The following is an 18,150-nucleotide window of genomic DNA, read 5'->3' on the forward strand; positions in this document are numbered from 1 at the left end:
CCCGTGTGCCCACCCTCCCCCAGAGGGGGACCCCCAGCCCAGCGGGACGATTGCCCACACGGGGGTGGGCACCGACCTGCAGGAGTGCGGCCCACACGGGGGTGGGCAGCGGCGCGAGCGATGCGACCACACGGAGGCGGCAGCGGCGCAGGCGGCGCGACCACGCGGAGGCGGCAACGACGCGAGCGGCGCGACCACGCGGAGGTGGCGGCGGCGCAGGCGGCGTGGCCACCGGGGTGGGCACGGGCGGGGTGGGCCTGTACGGACGGGCGGAAGCTCGGACCGGGCTCGGGCCCAGTGCAGCGCGGGCTCGCTCGGTGTCGGCTATGCGTCGTACGTGAAGGTGCGCGCGAGGCGCGGGCGCCATCGCATGCCGTTGACCTGGCCCGGCTCGTCGCCGATCACGTACCGGACCCGGCGGCCGTGGACACGGCGGGCGGGCGCGCGGCAACCACGCGGTCGGCAGCCCCTGGCCAGCGGGGCGTGCTTGGAGACGGGGGCGGCGGCCGTACGGAGACGGCCACGGCGTCCCGAGGCGTCCGCGGGCACGACCGGCCCGCCCGGGGCGGAGCCCAGGGCGGTCGGCGTGGCGCGGACGAGGGTCATGGCGGTGTCAGCTCCGGCCGTGGCGCAGCGCCGGGTGGGCGCCGGCGGCGACCAGGTCGGCGACGGCCCCCTTCGGGTCGCGGCCGGTGACGAGGGACTCGCCGACCAGGACCGCGTCGGCGCCGGCGTTGGCGTACGCGATCAGGTCGTGCGGGCCGCGGACACCGGACTCGGCGATCTTGACGATGTGCGCGGGGATCTCGGGGGCGACGCGCTCGAAGGTGGAGCGGTCGACCTTGAGGGTCTTGAGGTTCCGCGCGTTGACGCCGATGATCCGGGCGCCCGCGTCGACGGCGCGCTCGACCTCCTCCTCGTCGTGGACCTCGACCAGCGGGGTCAGCCCGATGGACTCGGCACGCTCGATGAGGGAGACCAGCGCCTCCTGCTCCAGGGCGGCGACGATGAGGAGCGCGAGATCCGCTCCGTACGCCCGGGCCTCCCAGAGCTGGTACGCGGTGACGATGAAGTCCTTGCGCAGGACGGGGATGTCGACCCGGGCGCGCACGGCCTCCAGGTCGGCGAGGGAGCCGCCGAAGCGGCGCTCCTCCGTGAGGACGGAGATGACGGCCGCGCCGCCCGCCTCGTAGTCCGCGGCGAGTCCGGCCGGATCGGCGATCGCGGCGAGCGCACCCTTGGACGGGCTGGAGCGCTTGACCTCGCAGATCACCTTGACGCCGTCGCCACGCAGTGCGGCGACGCCGTCCTTGGCCTGCGGCGCCTTGGCGGCGCGCTCCTTGAGCTCGTCGAGGGTGACCCGCGCCTGCCGCTCTGCGAGGTCGGCGCGTACGCCTTCGATGATCTCGTCGAGCACACTCACGCGAGGGGCCCCCTTCCGGGACGGTGATGGTGATGATGAACCAGGTTCAGCCACATCGATCCTATCCGCAGGACGGCCCCGGACTCGCATCGGCCGGAGTCGCGTCCCACCTGCTGGGACTCCCGAAGGGGTCCGGCCGGGAGCGCGCGGGCCCTCACGGGGCCAGCGCAGAGCCGAAGGGAAGGTTCCGGACCAGGGTGAAGAGAGCGAGTACGGCCCCGATCCCCCACCACCAGACCGGGGAGATCGCGAGGCGCATCGGCACCCCGCGGGCGGTGCGAACCAGCCACAGGACCATGACGACGGCGAAGACGCCGTAACCGACGACGGCGAGGGCGTTCGCGCCCAGGGCGGCCGGGAGGTCGCCGTGGACGAAGGCGTGGGCGCTGCGGAGTCCGCCGCACCCGGGGCACAGGACACCGGCGAAGCGGAGCATGGGGCAGACGGGGTAGTGCCCGGGCTCGTTGGGGTCGACGGTCCCGACGTAGGCGAAGGCGGCGGCGACCCCTGCGAGGGTCACGACGGGCGCGAGCAGCCGCCGGACGAGGGGCCGCGGTGGAGCGGGCGGCGCGGAGAACGCCTGGCCTGACGGAAAGGTCCCCGCGGGGCCGGAGGACACCTGGCCGGCCTGAAGCGACGCCTGGCCGGCCGGAAAGGCCGCGGGCCCGGACCCCGCCCGGCCCGTCTGGCCCGCCTGGCCCGCCCGGCCCGTCTGGCCCGCCTGGCCGGTCGGGAACTCCACCGGGCCCGTGGGCGTGGTCGGGCCCGGAGTGGTCGGGTGGGTGGATTCACCCGGTCGGGGCAGAGGTGCGTCGGTCTCGGCTTCGGCCGTCGGCTGCGGGTCCACCCGGTGATTCTCGCCCCTGACGCGCGAGAGCGCAGCCCGGCACCGCCGGACTGCGCTCTCGGGTGCTGCGTGTCGCGTCAGGCGCGGGCCCGCGCGGTCGCGGTCGCGGCCTCGCGGGCGGCGGCGACGGCCGCCGACTCCTTCGGCATGCCGAGGCCCGCCGCCTTCATCGCGCCGCCGACGATGCCGCCGAGGACGATGACACCCACGCCCGCCCAGAATCCGGGCTGGTTGGCGGCCACCATGAAGACGCCGGCGATGCAGAAGCCGATGAAGGAGATGATGACACCGGTCCAGGCGGCCGGGGTGTGTCCGTGGGCGCTGCCCGCCATGAGTTGCTCCTCGTTGCAGTTGCTCGATGGTGAGGTCTCGCGTGCGCGGACACTCGGTGTCCATTGTCCCGCACGCGGGCGCGCGAGGATGAATCGGGGGTGCCCGGACGATCACGCGTCGCGTCGCGCCCCTCCGAAGGGCCCCTCCGGCCGGTCACTCGCCCCGGGTGGGGTCCTCGCCGCGGTCCAGGGCCTTCCACAGGTCCTCGGGCCGGTCGGGGTCGACGGCGGGGGCCTTCCGCGCGGTGCGCGGGGCCCCGGAGCGCTCGTAGCGGCCGCCCATCGCGGGCCAGGTCTTGCCGAAGCGCAGCGCGAAGAGGCCGGCGAGCAGGATGAGGACGGCGCCGGCGGCCGTGACGTACGGCCAGGCGGTGTGGGTCAGGCCGGCCACGGCGGCGGCCGTGTCGCCGCTGATCCGGGCGGCCTCGGCGTCCAGCGCGGCGCTGTCGGAGGCGCCGAGGAAGGCGGCGAGCGCGGCGCCCGCGCCGCTCAGCGCGAGGAGCGCGGCGACGAGGGTGCGGCCGGTGCGGCGGACGGCGAAGACGGCGAAGAGCGCGGCGAGTCCGACGATCGCGAGGGCGGTCGGCACCCCGGTGACGGTGCCGCCCTCCGCCTCGACGGGGACGGTGCCGCCGCCGACGGAGGCGGTGCCCTCCGCCCAGATCTGACCGGCCGAGAGCAGGACGACGGTGGCGCCGAGGGCGCCGAGGAGGAGGGCCGCGGCCAGGCTGCGGCGGCCGCCGGTGGGGACGGCCACTCGGGCGGCCCGGGGCTGGGGTACGGGTACGGCACTCACGTACCCCACTATCCCCTACGTGCTCAGGCTCCGTTCATCCGGTTGGCGGTGTGTACGGCGCGGAGCACGGCGGCGGCCTTGTTGCGGCACTCGTTGTCCTCGGCGACCGGATCGGAATCCGCGACGACACCCGCTCCGGCCTGCACGTACGCCGTTCCGTCACGGAGCAGGGCGGTGCGGATGGCGATGGCCGTGTCCGCGTCCCCGGCGAAATCGAGATAACCGACACATCCGCCGTACAGACCGCGCCGGGAGGGTTCGAGCTCCTCGATGATCTGCATGGCGCGGGGCTTGGGCGCTCCGGAGAGCGTGCCGGCCGGGAAGCAGGCGGTGAGGACGTCGAAGGCGGTCCGTCCCTCGGCGACCCTGCCGGTCACGGTGGAGACGATGTGCATGACGTGCGAGTAGCGCTCGACGGACATGAAGTCGACGACCTCCACCGAGCCGGGCGCGCAGACCCGCCCGAGGTCGTTGCGGCCGAGGTCGACGAGCATGAGGTGCTCGGCGCGCTCCTTGGGGTCGGCGAGCAGCTCCTCGGCGAGGTCGTGGTCCTCCTGCGGGGTGGCGCCGCGGTGCCGGGTGCCCGCGATGGGGTGGAGGAGCGCGTGGCCGTCCTCGACCTTGACGAGGGCCTCGGGGCTGGATCCGACGACGTCGAAGCCGTTCTCGAAGCGGAAGAGGTACATGTACGGGGACGGGTTGGTGGCCCGCAGGACCCGGTAGACGTCGAGCGCGGAGGCCTTGCAGGGGGTCTCGAAGCGCTGGGAGGGGACGACCTGGAAGGCCTCGCCGGCCCGGATCCGCTCCTTGATGTCCTCGACGGCGTCCTGGTAGGCCGGGCCGCCCCAGAGAGCGGAGAACTCGGGGAGCTCGGAGGGGGGGAGCGCGCCGGGGACGGTGGCGACCGGGCGGGCCAGGTCGGCCTCCATGGCGTCGAGGCGGGCCACGGCGTGGGCGTACGCCTCGTCGACGCCGGTGTCCAGGTCGTTGTGGTTGATCGCGTTGGCGATCAGCAGGACCGTGCCGTCCCAGTGGTCGAGGACCGCGAGGTCGCTGGTGAGGAGCATGGTGAGCTCGGGGAGCTCCAGGTCGTCGCGGGTGGAGTCCCCGATCTTCTCCAGGCGGCGGACGATGTCGTAGCCGAGGTAGCCGACCATGCCTCCGGTGAAGGGGGGCATCCCGGAAGCGAGGTCGCGCGGGGTGTGGAGGGTCTCGACGGTGGCGCGCAGGGCCTGGAGCGGGTCGCCGTCGGTGGGGACGCCGACGGGCGGGGTGCCGAGCCAGTGGGCCTCGCCGTCCCGGACGGTGAGGGTGGCGTCGCTGCGGACGCCGACGAAGGAGTAGCGGGACCAGCTGCGGCCGTTCTCCGCGGATTCGAGGAGGAAGGTGCCGGGCCGTTCGGCGGCGAGCTTGCGGTAGAGCCCGACCGGGGTGTCGCCGTCCGCGAGGAGTCTGCGGCTGACGGGGATGACGCGGCGGTCGGCCGCCAGCTTGCGGAAGGTCTCGAGATCCATGGCGCCAGACCTTACTGGGAGAGCGGGAGCACGTCGGCGTCGAAGCAGGTGCGGTCGCCGGTGTGGCACGCGGCTCCGACCTGGTCGACCTTGACGAGGACGGTGTCGGCGTCGCAGTCGAGGGCGACGGCCTTGACGTGCTGGACGTGCCCGGAGGTGTCGCCCTTGACCCAGTACTCGCCCCGGCTGCGGGACCAGTAGGTGGCGCGGCCGGTGGTGAGGGTGCGGTGGAGGGCCTCGTCGTCCATCCAGCCGAGCATCAGCACCTCGCCGGTGTCGTACTGCTGGGCGATGGCGGGCACGAGCCCGTCGGGGCTGCGCTTGAGGCGGGCGGCGACGGCAGGGTCGAGATTGCTGCTCATGGGGCCATTGTGCCGCGCGCGGAGGCGGTGTCCGGCGCGGTGTCCACTGGGCGGACCGGCGGCAGCGGTCGTACGCTGGCGGGCATGTCGACGCATGCGAAACGTGAACGGCTTCTGCTCGCCGATCTGTTGGAGGCGGCGGGCCCGGACGCCCCGACGCTCTGCGAGGGCTGGCGGACCCGGGACCTCGCGGCCCACGTGGTGGTGCGGGAGCGGCGCCCGGACGCGGCGGCGGGTGCGGTCGTACCGGTGTTGAAGGATCGGTTGGAACGGGTGACGGCGGAGTTCGCCGACAAGCCGTACGAGGAGCTGATCCAGCTCATCCGTTCGGGCCCGCCGAGGTTCTCGCCGTTCACCATCAAGCAGGTGGACGAGGGGGCGAACGTCGTCGAGTTCTACGTCCACGCGGAGGACGTACGGCGTGCCCAGCCCGAGTGGTCGGCGCGCGAGCTCGACCCGGTCTTCGCGGACGCCCTGTGGTCCCGGCTGGAGCGCACGGCCCGGCTGGTCGGCCGGAAGGCCCCGGTGGGCCTGGTGCTGCGCCGCCCGAACGGCCAGACGGCGGTGGCCCACCGCGGCACCCCGGTGGTGACGGCCTCCGGGGAGCCGGGCGAGCTGGTGATGTACCTGTACGGGCGCCAGGACTCGGCCAAGGTGGCCCTGGAGGGCGAGCCGGACGCGATCGAGCGGCTGCGGGAGACGAAGCAGCTGGGGATCTGAGCGGTCAGCCCCGGGGCAGCTCGGCGCGGCGGACGGCCGGGACCGCGAGGCTGTAGAGGCCCGCGAGGGCGCAGATCGCCGCGCTCACGGCGTACACCGGTCCGATGCCCCACAGCTGGATCGCCGCGCCCGTGACGGGGAAGCTGAGCGGCGCGACGCCGAGCGAGCAGAGGCTCGCGACGGCGGTGACGCGGCCGAGGTAGGCGGGGTCGCACTCGGTCTGGACGAGGGCGTTGCACAGCGCCCCGGAGAGTCCGGCGAGCAGCCCGACGGAGAGGGCGAGGGCGACCGCGGCCGCCAGGTGTGCCGTGTGGGCGAGGGCGCCCACGGAGACGGCGCCCACGGTCATGGTCCAGCCGCTCAGGAGTCCGGCGCGCGGGACGCGGCCCCGGACGGTCAGGAGCAGTGAGGCGGCGCCCGCGCCCGTGCCGAAGCCGGCGAGGATCCAGCCGATGCCGGAGGCGCCCCAGCCGCGCTGCTCGGCCAGGAGGGCGAGGCCGACGTTGAAGGGGCCGACGAAGCCGAGGTCGCTGAGGAGGACGACGATCATCAGCGGGCCGAGGACGCGGTGGCCGCGCACGTAGCGCAGTCCGTCGGCGAGGTCGCGCAGGGCGGTGCCGTCCCGTGTCTCGTCGCCGGCGGGCAGTTGCCGGAGGCGGAGCGCGCAGAGCAGGGGTATCGAGAGGGCGAAGAGCAGTCCGGCGACCCCGAAGGCCGTGGCCTGGCCGCCGAGGGCGACGGCGAGGCCGCCGAGCGGGCCGCCGAGGACGGCGCCGAGGCGGTACGAGAGGCCGCGCATCCCCTGGACGCGGGCGAGCTGGTCGCGGGTGGTGATGCGGGGCGGCAGGGCTCCGACGGCGGGCAGGAACAGCGCGTCGACGATGCCGAAGAGGAGGGCGACGGCGGCGAGGACCCACAGGCCGGGTGAGGTGAGGAGCAGGGTCGCGGCCAGGCCGAGGACGAGCAGACAGCGGACGGTGTCGGAGGCGATGACGACCCGGCGCGGGCCGAGGCGGTCGGCGATGACTCCCCCGGCGAGCATGAGCAGGGCGCGGGGCACGGCCGAGACGGCCATGACGAGTCCGGCCTGGGCGGGGGTGCCGCTGCTGACGGCGGTCCAGGAGAGGGCGAGGTGGTAGACGCTGTCGCCGAGTGTGGAGGCGGTGTGGGCACCGAGCCAGCGCAGGACCTGCGGGTCGCGGTGGGCGGGGGCGGTCGCCGCTCCGGCGCCGGCGGGGGGCGGGGTGCTTGCGGTGCTCGTGCTGCCGGTGGTGCCCGGGGTACTCGTGATGCCTGTGGTGCCCACCGCGCCCCCAGTGCCCGCGGAGCTGGCGTCGGCGGTCATCCGACGCCCCGGTACGGGAAGCCGTGCAGGTGGACGGCGACGTTCTCGCGGCCCTCGGTGTCGCCGGCGGCCTCGGCGGCGCGGGCCTTCCGGTCGTGCTTCCTGAGGACGGCTTCGAGCTCCTCGCCGAGGGCGGCGAGTTCGGCGGCGGTGAACCGGGGCAGCCACTCGGAGCTGACGGCGGCGGCCCGCCACTCGCTCGACCAGGTGAGGCGCTCGTCGAGGAAGCGGCGGTGCAGCCCGGCGCGCTGCTCGCTGAGCGTCCGGCCGAGGGCGGCGCTCGCGGCGAGGAGCTCGGGGGCGTCCTCGATGTCCTCCTCCTGGACGCTGAAGCCGTCGGAGGCGGGCTGCCACCACCGCTCGCGGCCGTCCGCCGACCGGTTCTCCGCCTCCTCGATGAGGCCGTGGTCGGCGAGCTTGCGCAGGTGGTAGCTGACCAGCGAGACGGCCTCGTCGACCTGGTCGGCGAGCTGGGACGCCGTGGCCGTGCGGGCCACGAAGAGGGCCCGGTAGAGGCGCATCCGCAACGGGTGCGAGACGGCCTTGAGGGTGCCAAGGTCGGTGATCCGACGGTTCTCCTGCGAGGTCATGCCACCGACCCTAGATACGAAGGAAAACTTGCACAACAGAAATTGCACAAATAATCCTGCACATCCGGTGAAGAGGAAGGGGCTCCCGGAGGAGCCCCTTCCGACCACGGCTCAGCGGACCGGGTGGCCCGCCTCCCGCAGCGCGTCCTTGACCTGCGAGATCCGCAGGTCGCCGAAGTGGAAGACGGAGGCCGCGAGCACCGCGTCCGCGCCCGCCGCGACGGCCGGCGGGAAGTCGGCGAGCTTGCCGGCGCCCCCGGAGGCGATCACCGGGACCGTCACGTGCCGGCGGACGGCCGCGATCATCTCTGTGTCGTAGCCGTCCTTCGTACCGTCGGCGTCCATCGAGTTGAGGAGGATCTCCCCCGCGCCCAGCTCGGCGGCCCGGTGCGCCCACTCGACGGCGTCGATGCCGGTGCCCTTGCGGCCGCCGTGCGTCGTCACCTCGAAGGAGCCGGAGGCGGTACGCCGGGCGTCGACCGACAGGACGAGCACCTGGCGGCCGAAGCGCTCCGCGATCTCCTGGATCAGCTCGGGGCGCTCGATGGCGGCGGTGTTGACGCCCACCTTGTCGGCCCCGGCCCGCAGCAGCTTGTCGACGTCCTCCGCCGCGCGGACCCCGCCGCCCACGGTGAGCGGGATGAAGACCTGCTCGGCGGTGCGGCGCACCACGTCGTAGGTCGTCTCCCGGTTCCCGGAGGAGGCGGTGATGTCGAGGAAGGTCAGCTCGTCGGCGCCCTCGGCGTCGTACAGCTTGGCCATCTCGACGGGGTCGCCCGCGTCGCGGAGGTTCTGGAAGTTGACGCCCTTGACGACCCGGCCGTTGTCCACGTCGAGGCAGGGGATCACCCGTACGGCGAGGCTCATGCGGCCCCCTCCGTCCGGTAGGCCTCGACCTCCACCTCGACGACCAGGCGGGGGTCGACGAAGCCGGAGACGATGATCATGGTGGCGGCGGGGCGGACGGTGTCGAACAGCTCCTTGTGGGCGCGGCCGACCTCGTCCACGTCCCGGGCGTGGGTGATGTACATCCGCGTCCGCACGACGTGCTCCGGGCCCATGCCGAGCTGCTTCAGCGCGGCGAAGGCCACGTCGAAGGAGTTCACCGTCTGGTCGTACGGGCCGCCGTCGGCGATCTGGCCGTCGACCACCGACGTGCAGCCGGCGACCAGGACCGTGCCGTTGGGCAGCTCCACCGCGCGGGAGTAGCCGAACTGCTCCTCCCAGGGAGCGCCGGTCACGACCTTGCGTACGGAGTCGGTCATACGGCGGCCACCGCGGCGAGCGCCTCTTCGAGGGTGAAGGCCTTGGCGTAGAGCGCCTTGCCGACGATGGCGCCCTCGACGCCCAGCGGGACGAGCTCCGAGATGGCCCGCAGGTCGTCCAGGGAGGAGACGCCGCCGGAGGCGACGACGGGCTTGTCGGTGGCCGCGCAGACGTTCTTCAGGAGCTCCAGGTTGGGGCCCTGGAGGGTGCCGTCCTTGGCGATGTCGGTGACGACGTAGCGGGCGCAGCCCTCGGCGTCGAGGCGGGCGAGCGTCTCGTACAGGTCGCCGCCGTCGCGGGTCCAGCCGCGGCCGCGCAGGGTCGTGCCGCGCACGTCGAGGCCGACGGCGATCTTGTCGCCGAACTCGGCGATGACCTTGGCGACCCACTCGGGGGTCTCCAGGGCGGCGGTGCCGAGGTTGACGCGGGTGCAGCCGGTGGCGAGGGCCGCCGCGAGGGAGGCGTCGTCGCGGATGCCGCCGGAGAGCTCGACCTTGATGTCCATCGCCTTGGCGACCTCGGCGATCAGCTCGCGGTTGTCACCGGTGCCGAAGGCGGCGTCGAGGTCGACCAGGTGGAGCCACTCGGCGCCGGAACGCTGCCAGGCCAGGGCGGCCTCCAGAGGAGAGCCGTAGGAGGTCTCGCTGCCGGACTCGCCGTGGACGAGGCGGACGGCCTGGCCGTCGCGGACGTCGACGGCGGGGAGGAGTTCGAGAGTGCTCACAGGGTTCCGATCCAGTTGGTGAGGAGCTGGGCTCCGGCGTCGCCGGACTTCTCGGGGTGGAACTGGGTGGCCCACAGGGCGCCGTTCTCGACGGCCGCGACGAACGGCTCGCCGTGGGTGGCCCAGGTGACCTTGGGGGCGCGCATGTTCTTGTTGCCGACCTCCAGGGTCCACTCGCGCACCGCGTAGGAGTGCACGAAGTAGTACCGGGCGTCGGCGTCGAGGCCCGCGAAGAGCTGGGTGTCCTCGGGCGCGTCCACGGTGTTCCAGCCCATGTGGGGCACGACGGGGGCGTTCAACGGCTCGACCGTACCGGGCCACTCGTCGAGGCCCTCGGTCTCCACGCCGTGCTCGATGCCCTGGGCGAAGAGGATCTGCATGCCGACGCAGATGCCCATGACGGGGCGGCCGCCGGAGAGCCGGCGGCCGATGATCCACTCGCCGCGGGCCTCCTTGAGGCCGCTCATGCAGGCGGAGAAGGCGCCGACGCCGGGGACGAGGAGTCCGTCGGCGTTCATGGCCTTGTCGTAGTCGCGGGTGATCTCGACCTCGGCGCCGACCCGGGCGAGCGCGCGCTCGGCGGAGCGGACGTTGCCGAAGCCGTAGTCGAAGACGACGACCTTCTTGGGGCTGCCGGTCACGCTCATGACCACACGTCCAGCCGCAGCACGCCGGCGCCGAGCGACATCGCGGCGCCGATGGCGACGAGCACGATGACGCCCTTGGGCATCTGCTGCTTGACGAAGGAGTAGATGCCGCCGAGCAGGAACAGCCCGACGACGATGAGGATGGTGGAGAGGCCGTTCACGGTCAGAGCGCGCCCTTCGTGGAGGGGAGGATTCCGGCGGCGCGCGGGTCGCGCTCGGAGGCGTAGCGCAGCGCGCGGGCGAAGGCCTTGAACTGGCACTCCACGATGTGGTGGGCGTTGCGCCCGTACGGGACGTGGATGTGCAGCGCGATCTGGGCCTGGGCGACGAAGGACTCGAAGATGTGCCGGGTCATCGTCGTGTCGTACGAGCCGATCATCGGCGCCATGTTCTCGGGCTCGGTGTGCACGAGGTAGGGGCGGCCGGAGAGGTCGACGGTCACCTGGGCGAGGGACTCGTCCAGCGGGACGGTGCAGTTGCCGAAGCGGTAGATGCCGACCTTGTCGCCGAGGGCCTGCCGGAAGGCGGCGCCGAGGGCGAGGGCGGTGTCCTCGATGGTGTGGTGCGAGTCGATGTGCAGATCGCCGTCGGTCTTGACCGTGAGGTCGAACAGGCCGTGCCGGCCGAGCTGGTCGAGCATGTGGTCGTAGAAGCCGACCCCGGTCGACACGTCGACCTTTCCGGTGCCGTCGAGGTCGATCTCGACGACGACGGACGTCTCCTTGGTGGTGCGCTCAACGCGGCCTACGCGGCTCATCGCTTCTGCTCCTTCATCAGTTCACGGACCGCGTCGAGGAACGCGTCGTTCTCTTCGGGTGTACCTGCGGTGACCCGCAGCCAGCCCGGTACGCCGTTGTCCCGGACCAGGACGCCCCGGTCGAGGATCCGCTGCCAGGCCTCGTGCGTGTCGGCGAACCTGCCGAACTGTACGAAGTTGGCGTCGGACTCGGTGACCTCGCAGCCGAGGGCACGCAGCTCGGTGACGAGCCGGTCGCGCTCGACCTTGAGCTGCTCGACGTACCCGAGGAGGGTGTCGGTGTGCTCCAGGGCGGCGAGCGCGGTGGCCTGGGTGACGGCGGAGAGGTGGTACGGCAGGCGGACCAGCTGGACGGCGTCGACGACGGCCGGGTGCGCGGCGAGGTAGCCGAGGCGCAGTCCGGCGGCGCCGAAGGCCTTGGACATGGTCCGGGAGACCACCAGGTGGGGCCGGCCTTCGAGGAGCGGCAGCAGCGAGTCGCGGTGGCTGAACTCCACGTACGCCTCGTCGACGACCACCATCGAGGGCCCGGCCGCCTGGGCCGCCTCGTACAGGGCGAGGACGGTGTCGGCCTCGACCGCGGTGCCGGTGGGGTTGTTGGGAGAGGTGATGAAGACGACGTCCGGCGCGTTCTCGGCGATGGCCTGGGCGGCCGCCGCCACGTCGATGGTGAAGTCGTCCCTGCGCGGGCCGGAGATCCAGCCCGTGCCGGTGCCGCGGGCGATCAGGGCGTGCATCGAGTACGAGGGCTCGAAGCCGATCGCGGTACGGCCGGGGCCTCCGAAGGTCTGCAGGAGCTGCTGGAGGACCTCGTTGGACCCGTTGGCCGCCCACACGTTCTCGATGCCGACGCGGTGCCCGCCGGTGCGGGTGAGGTAGGCGGCGAGCTCCGTGCGCAGCTCGACCGCGTCGCGGTCGGGGTAGCGGTTGAGGCCGCGGGCGGCCTCGGCGACCCGCTCCGCGATCCGGGCCACCAGGGGCTCGGGCAGCGGGTACGGGTTCTCGTTGGTGTTCAGCTGGACGGGGACGTCGAGCTGGGGCGCACCGTAGGGCGACTTGCCGCGCAGCTCGTCGCGGACGGGCAGGTCGTCGATGCGGAGGGTGTCGTTCGAGGTCACTTGCTCTCGGGAACCTTCCATCCGAACCGTGCCTTGATCGCCGCGCCGTGCGCGGGCAGGTCCTCGGCCTCGGCGAGCGTCACCACGTGGTGGGCCACGTCGGCGAGGGCGTCGCGCGTGTAGTCCACGATGTGCACGCCGCGCAGGAAGGACTGCACGGAGAGGCCCGAGGAGTGGCAGGCGCAGCCGCCGGTGGGCAGGACGTGGTTGGAGCCCGCGCAGTAGTCGCCGAGCGAGACCGGCGCCCAGGGGCCGACGAAGATCGCGCCCGCGTTGCGGACCCGGTCGGCGACGGCGGCGGCGTCGGCGGTCTGGATCTCCAGGTGCTCGGCGCCGTACGCGTCGACGACCTTGAGGCCGTCGGCCAGGTCGCGGACGAGGACGATCGCGGACTGGCGGCCGGCGAGGGCCGGGACGATCCGGTCGTCGACGTGCTTGGAGGCGGCGACCTGGGTCTTCAGTTCGGCCTCGGTGGCGGCGGCCAGCTCGTCCGAGTCGGTGACGAGGACGGAGGCGGCCATCGGGTCGTGCTCGGCCTGGCTGATGAGGTCGGCGGCGACGTGCACGGGGTCGGCGGTGGAGTCCGCGAGGATCGCGATCTCCGTCGGGCCGGCCTCGGCGTCGATGCCGATGCGGCCCTTGAGGAGGCGCTTGGCGGCGGCCACGTAGATGTTGCCGGGGCCGGTGACCAGGTTGACGGGGGCGCAGCCGGGCTCGGTGTCCGTGCCGGCGGTCCCGTACGCGAACATGGCGATGGCCTGGGCGCCGCCCGCCGCGTACACCTCGTCGACGCCGAGGAGGGCGCAGGCGGCGAGGATCGTCGGGTGCGGCAGGCCGCCGAACTCCTTCTGGGGAGGCGAGGCGACGGCGATGCCCTCGACGCCGGCCTCCTGGGCCGGGACGACGTTCATCACGACGGAGGACGGGTAGACCGAGCGTCCGCCCGGCACGTACAGACCGACGCGCTCGACCGGGATCCACTTCTCGGTGACCGTGCCGCCGGGGACGACCTGGGTGGTGTGGGTGGTCCGGCGCTGCTCGCGGTGGACGAGCCGGGCGCGCCGGATGGACTCCTCCAGGGCGGCGCGGACGGCCGGGTCGAGCTCGTCGAGGGCGCGGTGGATCGCCTCGGCGGGGACGCGCAGGCCCGGGACGCGGACGCCGTCGAATTTCTCCCCGTAGTCGATCACCGCGGCCGCGCCATGATGCCGGACGTCCTCGCAGATGGGCCGCACCGTCTCCAGGGCGGCTTCCACGTCGAACTCGGCACGGGGCAGCAGGTCGCGCAGGGCGGAACCCTCGGGGAGGGTCTCACCGCGCAGATCGATTCGCGAGATCACGGGTCAATTCTCGCAGACGGCCTAGAACGCCGGTCGTCCGTATCAACAGCTGATACATGCCAATCACTGACTGATACCCGCCACACTGGCGTCTTGTCGCCACAGCTGACCGTTAGCGTTCAGCCCGTCACTCAGCGGGAAGAACGGCTGTACGAATCCACGGATCCCGGCGCGGGACATCGTGGGAGCGGACGTGGAAAGCGAGGGGGGCGGCGTGACCGAGCCGCACGACGACGGGATGCCCGACGGGCTCACGGGCCCGGAGCGGGCCGTGTGGCGGGCGTTCCGGATCGGCAGGACCTGTGATCTGACGGAGGGGATCGCCGAGCGGGACGACCCGTTCGGCTCGCGTGAGTGGGGCCCGGAGCGGAGCGTCCGCGCGGACGTGGTGGCCCTGCTGCTGCTCGACGGGCCGCCGGCCAGGTCGGGGCGGGTGGCCGCGCTGAAGCTGCGCGGTGTGCGGATCACGGGCGTGCTGAACCTGGCGGGCGGGACGATAGGGCCGTACGTGGAGCTGCACGGCTGCCGGTTCGACGGCGAGGTCGTGCTCCCCGAGGCCCAGTTCGGCACCCTGCGGATGGTCGCCTGCGCGATCCCGCGCCTGGAGGCCGCCCGGCTGCACACCACGGGCGACCTGCACCTGCCGCGCTGCCGGGTGGGCAGGGGCATCCGGCTCACGGACGCGCAGATCGGCACGGACCTCCTCATCAACCAGATCCAGGTATGGCCGGACCGGCGCGGCCGGGCGATCACGGCGGACGGCATGGTGGTGGCCCAGGACCTCCAGGCCGAGCTGATCGAGACGCACGGCGAGCTGAGCCTGCGCGGGGCGAAGGTCGGCGTCTCGCTCAGCCTGCGGGGCAGCGTGCTGCGCGGGGCGCAGCAGCGGCGCGCGCTCAACGCCCCGCAGCTGACGGTGGAGCGCTCGCTCTACCTGAACGCGGCGTGGGTGTACGAGGAGTCGGGGGCCGCCGGGAGCGTGGGGAGCGTGTCGGCCACCCCGCCCTACGGTGTGACGCCCGCCCAGGGCACCCGGCGCAAGCCGGTGGAGTGCCACGGCGGCGTCCGGCTCGACGACGGCCGGTTCGGCGACGCGGTGGACCTGCACTCGGCCCGGTTCCTGCTGAACGGCTCGCGCCGCGAGGAGGTGTCGCTGCGCCGGATCGCCACCCCTGAGCTGCGGTTCAACGGCGAGCGCCCGGAGGAGGGCCGGGTGGTGCTGAACGGCGCCAGGATCGTGACGCTGATCGACCTGTCGACCAGCTGGCCGGGGCCCGGCGGCCTGGCGATGGGCGGGTTCGTCTACGAGAACCTCGTGCCGTACGGGCACTTCCCGCTGTCGCGGCGGCTGGAGTGGGTCGCGGCGGCGACCCCGGAGTACGCCCCCGAGCCGTACGAGCGGCTGGCGACGGTCCTGCGGAACAGCGGGGAGGACGCGGACGCGCGCGAGGTGCTCCTCGCCAAGCAGCGGCGCCGGCGGGAGACGCTGCCGGTGGCGGGGAAGCTGTGGGGGTACGTCCAGGACCTGACGGTGGCGTACGGCTACCGGCCGGGCCGGGCGGCGCTGTGGATGGCGGTGCTGTGGGCCGCGGGCACGGTGGCCTTCTCGCACTACCGCCCGGTCCCGCTCAAGGCGGAGGAGGCCCCGGCGTGGAACGGGACGCTGTACGCGCTGGACCTGCTGCTGCCGGTGATCAACCTCGGGCAAGACGGCTACTGGCGCCTGGAGGGCGTCTGGCAGTGGGCGGCGGCGGTGCTGATACTCCTCGGCTGGATCCTGGCGACGACCGTGGCGGCGGGCGCGACGCGTCTCCTGCGCCGCGGGTGACCCGAGGGGGCGCGACCGGCCGGGGCGGGGACTCGCGCGGGCCGCGGCCGGCCCCCATGGGGTCAGCACGTCGCGGTGATCTGAGGGGGCCGGGTGAGGTGGGGGTGAAAGGGCTGGGCAGATGGGCGCGAAACAGCACGACCCGGTGGGAAAATACTTCGCACCATGTCCTTCCTCCGCGCCCTGATCGGCACCGTCCGCTCGGCCCGGCACGACCCGCGGTCCGCCGCCGGTCTCGTGCCGGACGACGACGTGCTGCTCGACGCCCCGGACGAGCGGCTCGCCCCCGCCCTGGTCGCCGCCGCCCTCGCCGACCCGGAGCCCGCGGCGAAGCTGCTCGCGACCACCCGGGACGCGGCCGAGTGGGAGGACCGCGACCGGTACGTCACCCGGCTCGCCACCTTCGCGTACCACCGGGGCGACTGGCTGGCCCACTGGCTCGCCGTCACTCCCCGAGACCCCGACGCCCTGCTCCTCTCGGCTCAGCTCGCCGTCCGCCGGGCCTGGGAGTCCCCGGCCCGGGCCGAGCGGCTGCGCGAGCTCGACCCGCTGATCCGGACGGTCACCGAGGAGGCACCGCACGACCCGGTGCCGTGGCGGCTCGCGCTGGACCACGCGCGCGGGGCGCACGCCGGGCACGCCGTCTTCGAGACGCTGTGGGAGCAGGCCGTGCGCCGCTCCCCGCACCACTACGGCAGCCACGTCGCGGCGCTCAAGTACCTCTCCGCGCAGTGGTACGGCTCGCACCGGGCCGCCTTCGACTTCGCCGAGCAGGCCGCCGACGACGCCGCCCCGGACTCTCTGGTGCGGGCCCTCCCGGTCCGCGCGGCCTACGACCGGCTCCGGTCGCTGCCCGCACCGGACCGGTCGGCCCCCGCCGCCCGGCTCGACGGGGCCGCCGACCGGGCGCTCGCGCTCTCGGCCGCGTTCCCGGTGGGCGACCCGTGGCCCGCCGAGGTGCGCAACCTTCTGGCGTACGTGCTGGTGGAGCGGGCGCGGTGGGCGGACGCGCTGGACGAGTTCCGCCGGATCGGCCCCCACGCGACCTCCTTCCCCTGGGGTGCGCCGCGGGGCGGCGTGCAGGAGGATCCCCTCCGCCGTTTCCTGGCCGTGCGGGAGGTCGTACGGGCCGAGTCGGGCGGCCGGAAGCCGCTGTGGAGGCCCGGAAGCGGACGGGCCGGACGGGGCGGTCCCGGCGGCCATTAGGCTTGCCGCCGTGACCACCGCTCGCCTGCCTCTCTTCCCGCTCAACGCGGTGCTGTTCCCTGGCCTCGTGCTGCCGCTGAACGTCTTCGAGGAGCGCTATCGCGCCATGATGCGCGAGCTGCTCACGATCGACGACACGGAGCCGCGCCGCTTCGCCGTCGTCGCCATCCGCGACGGCCGTGAGGTCGCGCCCACCGCCCCCGGGATGCCGGACCCGACCTCGCTGCCGGAGAAGGGCCCCGCGGCCGGCTTCGGCGCCGACCCGATCCAGGCCTTCCACCGCGTCGGCTGTATCGCCGACGCGGCGAGCATCCGCGAGCGCTCCAACGGCAGCTTCGAGGTCATGGCCACCGGGACGACCCGGGTCAAGCTCCTCTCGGTCGACGCGAGCGGGCCGTTCCTGGTCGCCGAGGTCGAGGAGATCCCGGAGGAGCGGGGCGAGGACGCGGGCAGCCTCTCCGAGGGCGTGCTGCGGGCCTTCCGCAACTACCAGAAGCGGCTGGCGGGGGCGCGGGAGCGGTCCCTGACGACGAGCGAGCTGCCCGACGACCCCTCGGTCGTGTCGTACCTGGTCGCGGCGGCCGCGGTGCTCGACACCCCGTCGAAGCAGCGGCTGCTCCAGGCCCCGGACACGGCGACGCGGCTGCGCGAGGAGCTGGCGCTGCTGCGCGCGGAGACGGCGGTGCTGCGGCACCTGCCCTCGCTGCCGGCGGTCGACCTGACGCAGGGTCCGACGAACCCGAACTGAGGAAGGGCGAGGAGCGCGTGGCGAAGAAGCAGAAGAAGAACAGCGGGGGCACCCCGGCGACGGTCGCGCTGACCACGGCAGGGACCCCCTTCACCCTCCACGCGTACGAGCACGACCCGGCCTCCGCCTCGTACGGCGAGGAGGCGGCGGAGGCGCTCGGCGTCTCCCCCGACCGGGTCTTCAAGACGCTGGTGGCCGACGTCGACGGCGAACTGACGGTCGCGGTCGTCCCGGTCGCGGGGCAGCTGGACCTGAAGGCGCTGGCCTCGGCGGTCGGCGGGAAGCGGGCGGCGATGGCGGACCCCGCCGCCGCGGAGCGCACGACGGGGTACGTCCGGGGCGGCATCTCTCCCCTGGGCCAGCGGAAGCGGCTGCGTACGGTCCTCGACGCCTCGGCCTCGGACCACCCGACGATCTGCATCTCGGCGGGCCGCCGCGGCCTGGAGGTGGAGCTCGCCCCGGCCGACCTGGCCGCCCTCACCTCGGCGGTGGTGGCCCCGATCGGCCGCGGCTGACAGTCGGTACACGACGCGCGCTCGGGCCGCGGCCGACCGCTCGGAGCGACACACGCTCGGGCCGCGCCTGCC

Annotated in this window: 22 protein-coding genes; 5 read left to right on the forward strand and 17 right to left on the reverse strand. The window is 73.7% G+C overall.

Annotated features, from left to right (window positions below; all coding sequences use genetic code 11):
* Positions 1–324: 324 nt before the first annotated feature.
* From trpM to hisI, 7 genes are all read right to left on the reverse strand, one after another.
* Positions 325–606, reverse strand: coding sequence for a tryptophan biosynthesis modulator TrpM (gene trpM, locus ACF08F_RS04175; protein WP_150271250.1), 282 nt, complete (start codon positions 604–606; stop codon positions 325–327).
* Positions 607–613: 7 nt separating this feature from the next.
* Entirely contained in the window at positions 614–1,423 is an 810-nt protein-coding gene (trpC, locus tag ACF08F_RS04180; RefSeq protein ID WP_392296944.1) for an indole-3-glycerol phosphate synthase TrpC, read from the reverse strand.
* A gap of 154 nt (positions 1,424–1,577) precedes the next feature.
* Positions 1,578–2,270 (reverse strand): DUF2752 domain-containing protein, encoded by a 693-nt coding sequence (locus ACF08F_RS04185; protein ID WP_392296945.1) that lies wholly within the window; start codon positions 2,268–2,270, stop codon positions 1,578–1,580.
* Between the two features lie 77 nt (positions 2,271–2,347).
* On the reverse strand, positions 2,348–2,602 hold the full coding sequence (locus ACF08F_RS04190; protein WP_392296946.1) for an HGxxPAAW family protein: 255 nt from the start codon (positions 2,600–2,602) through the stop codon (positions 2,348–2,350).
* Between the two features lie 154 nt (positions 2,603–2,756).
* Positions 2,757–3,407 carry a TIGR02234 family membrane protein gene (locus ACF08F_RS04195; RefSeq protein WP_392296947.1) on the reverse strand — a complete coding sequence of 217 codons (651 nt, stop codon included), beginning with the start codon at positions 3,405–3,407 and terminating at the stop codon, positions 2,757–2,759.
* A 14-nt stretch (positions 3,408–3,421) separates the two neighbouring features.
* On the reverse strand, positions 3,422–4,912 hold the full coding sequence (locus ACF08F_RS04200) for an anthranilate synthase component I (protein WP_392296948.1): 1,491 nt from the start codon (positions 4,910–4,912) through the stop codon (positions 3,422–3,424).
* Positions 4,913–4,923: 11 nt separating this feature from the next.
* Complete coding sequence (hisI, locus tag ACF08F_RS04205) at positions 4,924–5,274, reverse strand: phosphoribosyl-AMP cyclohydrolase (RefSeq protein WP_392296949.1); 351 nt, start codon at positions 5,272–5,274, stop codon at positions 4,924–4,926.
* Between the two features lie 84 nt (positions 5,275–5,358).
* Between hisI and ACF08F_RS04210 the strand changes: the two genes are divergently transcribed.
* A complete protein-coding gene (locus tag ACF08F_RS04210) occupies positions 5,359–5,994 on the forward strand; it encodes a TIGR03085 family metal-binding protein (protein WP_392296950.1) in 636 nt (211 codons plus the stop codon).
* Positions 5,995–5,998: 4 nt separating this feature from the next.
* Here ACF08F_RS04210 and ACF08F_RS04215 read toward each other — a convergent pair whose 3' ends face one another.
* The 10 genes from ACF08F_RS04215 to hisD form a co-directional block, all read right to left on the reverse strand.
* Positions 5,999–7,339: an MFS transporter gene (locus ACF08F_RS04215; protein WP_392296951.1), complete on the reverse strand. Its 1,341-nt coding sequence runs from the start codon at positions 7,337–7,339 to the stop codon at positions 5,999–6,001.
* Positions 7,336–7,929, reverse strand: coding sequence for a helix-turn-helix domain-containing protein (locus tag ACF08F_RS04220; protein ID WP_392296952.1), 594 nt, complete (start codon positions 7,927–7,929; stop codon positions 7,336–7,338). The genes ACF08F_RS04215 and ACF08F_RS04220 overlap by 4 nt, the downstream gene beginning before the upstream one ends.
* Positions 7,930–8,040: 111 nt before the next feature.
* Positions 8,041–8,796 (reverse strand): imidazole glycerol phosphate synthase subunit HisF, encoded by a 756-nt coding sequence (gene hisF, locus ACF08F_RS04225; protein ID WP_392296953.1) that lies wholly within the window; start codon positions 8,794–8,796, stop codon positions 8,041–8,043.
* Positions 8,793–9,194, reverse strand: coding sequence for a RidA family protein (locus ACF08F_RS04230; RefSeq protein WP_392296954.1), 402 nt, complete (start codon positions 9,192–9,194; stop codon positions 8,793–8,795). The genes hisF and ACF08F_RS04230 overlap by 4 nt, the downstream gene beginning before the upstream one ends.
* Positions 9,191–9,919, reverse strand: a complete 729-nt coding sequence (gene priA, locus ACF08F_RS04235) for a bifunctional 1-(5-phosphoribosyl)-5-((5-phosphoribosylamino)methylideneamino)imidazole-4-carboxamide isomerase/phosphoribosylanthranilate isomerase PriA (RefSeq protein WP_055644081.1) — start codon at positions 9,917–9,919, stop codon at positions 9,191–9,193. The genes ACF08F_RS04230 and priA overlap by 4 nt, the downstream gene beginning before the upstream one ends.
* Entirely contained in the window at positions 9,916–10,566 is a 651-nt protein-coding gene (gene hisH / locus ACF08F_RS04240; RefSeq protein WP_392296955.1) for an imidazole glycerol phosphate synthase subunit HisH, read from the reverse strand. The genes priA and hisH overlap by 4 nt, the downstream gene beginning before the upstream one ends.
* Entirely contained in the window at positions 10,563–10,727 is a 165-nt protein-coding gene (locus ACF08F_RS04245) for a hypothetical protein (protein ID WP_189505976.1), read from the reverse strand. Before ACF08F_RS04245 ends, hisH begins: the two co-directional genes overlap by 4 nt.
* A gap of 2 nt (positions 10,728–10,729) precedes the next feature.
* Positions 10,730–11,323 (reverse strand): imidazoleglycerol-phosphate dehydratase HisB, encoded by a 594-nt coding sequence (gene hisB / locus ACF08F_RS04250; protein ID WP_351818962.1) that lies wholly within the window; start codon positions 11,321–11,323, stop codon positions 10,730–10,732.
* Positions 11,320–12,441 carry a histidinol-phosphate transaminase gene (locus tag ACF08F_RS04255; RefSeq protein WP_392296956.1) on the reverse strand — a complete coding sequence of 374 codons (1,122 nt, stop codon included), beginning with the start codon at positions 12,439–12,441 and terminating at the stop codon, positions 11,320–11,322. Before ACF08F_RS04255 ends, hisB begins: the two co-directional genes overlap by 4 nt.
* Positions 12,438–13,781: a histidinol dehydrogenase gene (gene hisD / locus ACF08F_RS04260; protein WP_392296957.1), complete on the reverse strand. Its 1,344-nt coding sequence runs from the start codon at positions 13,779–13,781 to the stop codon at positions 12,438–12,440. Before hisD ends, ACF08F_RS04255 begins: the two co-directional genes overlap by 4 nt.
* Positions 13,782–13,995: 214 nt before the next feature.
* Here hisD and ACF08F_RS04265 point away from each other — a divergent pair, with 214 nt between their 5' ends.
* The 4 genes from ACF08F_RS04265 (at position 13,996) to ybaK (ending at position 18,078) form a co-directional block, all read left to right on the forward strand.
* Complete coding sequence (locus ACF08F_RS04265) at positions 13,996–15,609, forward strand: oxidoreductase (protein ID WP_392296958.1); 1,614 nt, start codon at positions 13,996–13,998, stop codon at positions 15,607–15,609.
* 165 nt (positions 15,610–15,774) lie between these two features.
* Positions 15,775–16,815, forward strand: coding sequence for a hypothetical protein (locus tag ACF08F_RS04270; protein WP_392296959.1), 1,041 nt, complete (start codon positions 15,775–15,777; stop codon positions 16,813–16,815).
* 10 nt (positions 16,816–16,825) lie between these two features.
* Positions 16,826–17,563, forward strand: coding sequence for an LON peptidase substrate-binding domain-containing protein (locus ACF08F_RS04275; RefSeq protein ID WP_392296960.1), 738 nt, complete (start codon positions 16,826–16,828; stop codon positions 17,561–17,563).
* A gap of 17 nt (positions 17,564–17,580) precedes the next feature.
* A complete protein-coding gene (ybaK, locus tag ACF08F_RS04280) occupies positions 17,581–18,078 on the forward strand; it encodes a Cys-tRNA(Pro) deacylase (RefSeq protein ID WP_392296961.1) in 498 nt (165 codons plus the stop codon).
* Positions 18,079–18,150: the final 72 nt, after the last annotated feature.

It is taken from the genome of Streptomyces sp. NPDC015130, from assembly GCF_043080005.1.
GTDB lineage: Bacteria > Actinomycetota > Actinomycetes > Streptomycetales > Streptomycetaceae > Streptomyces.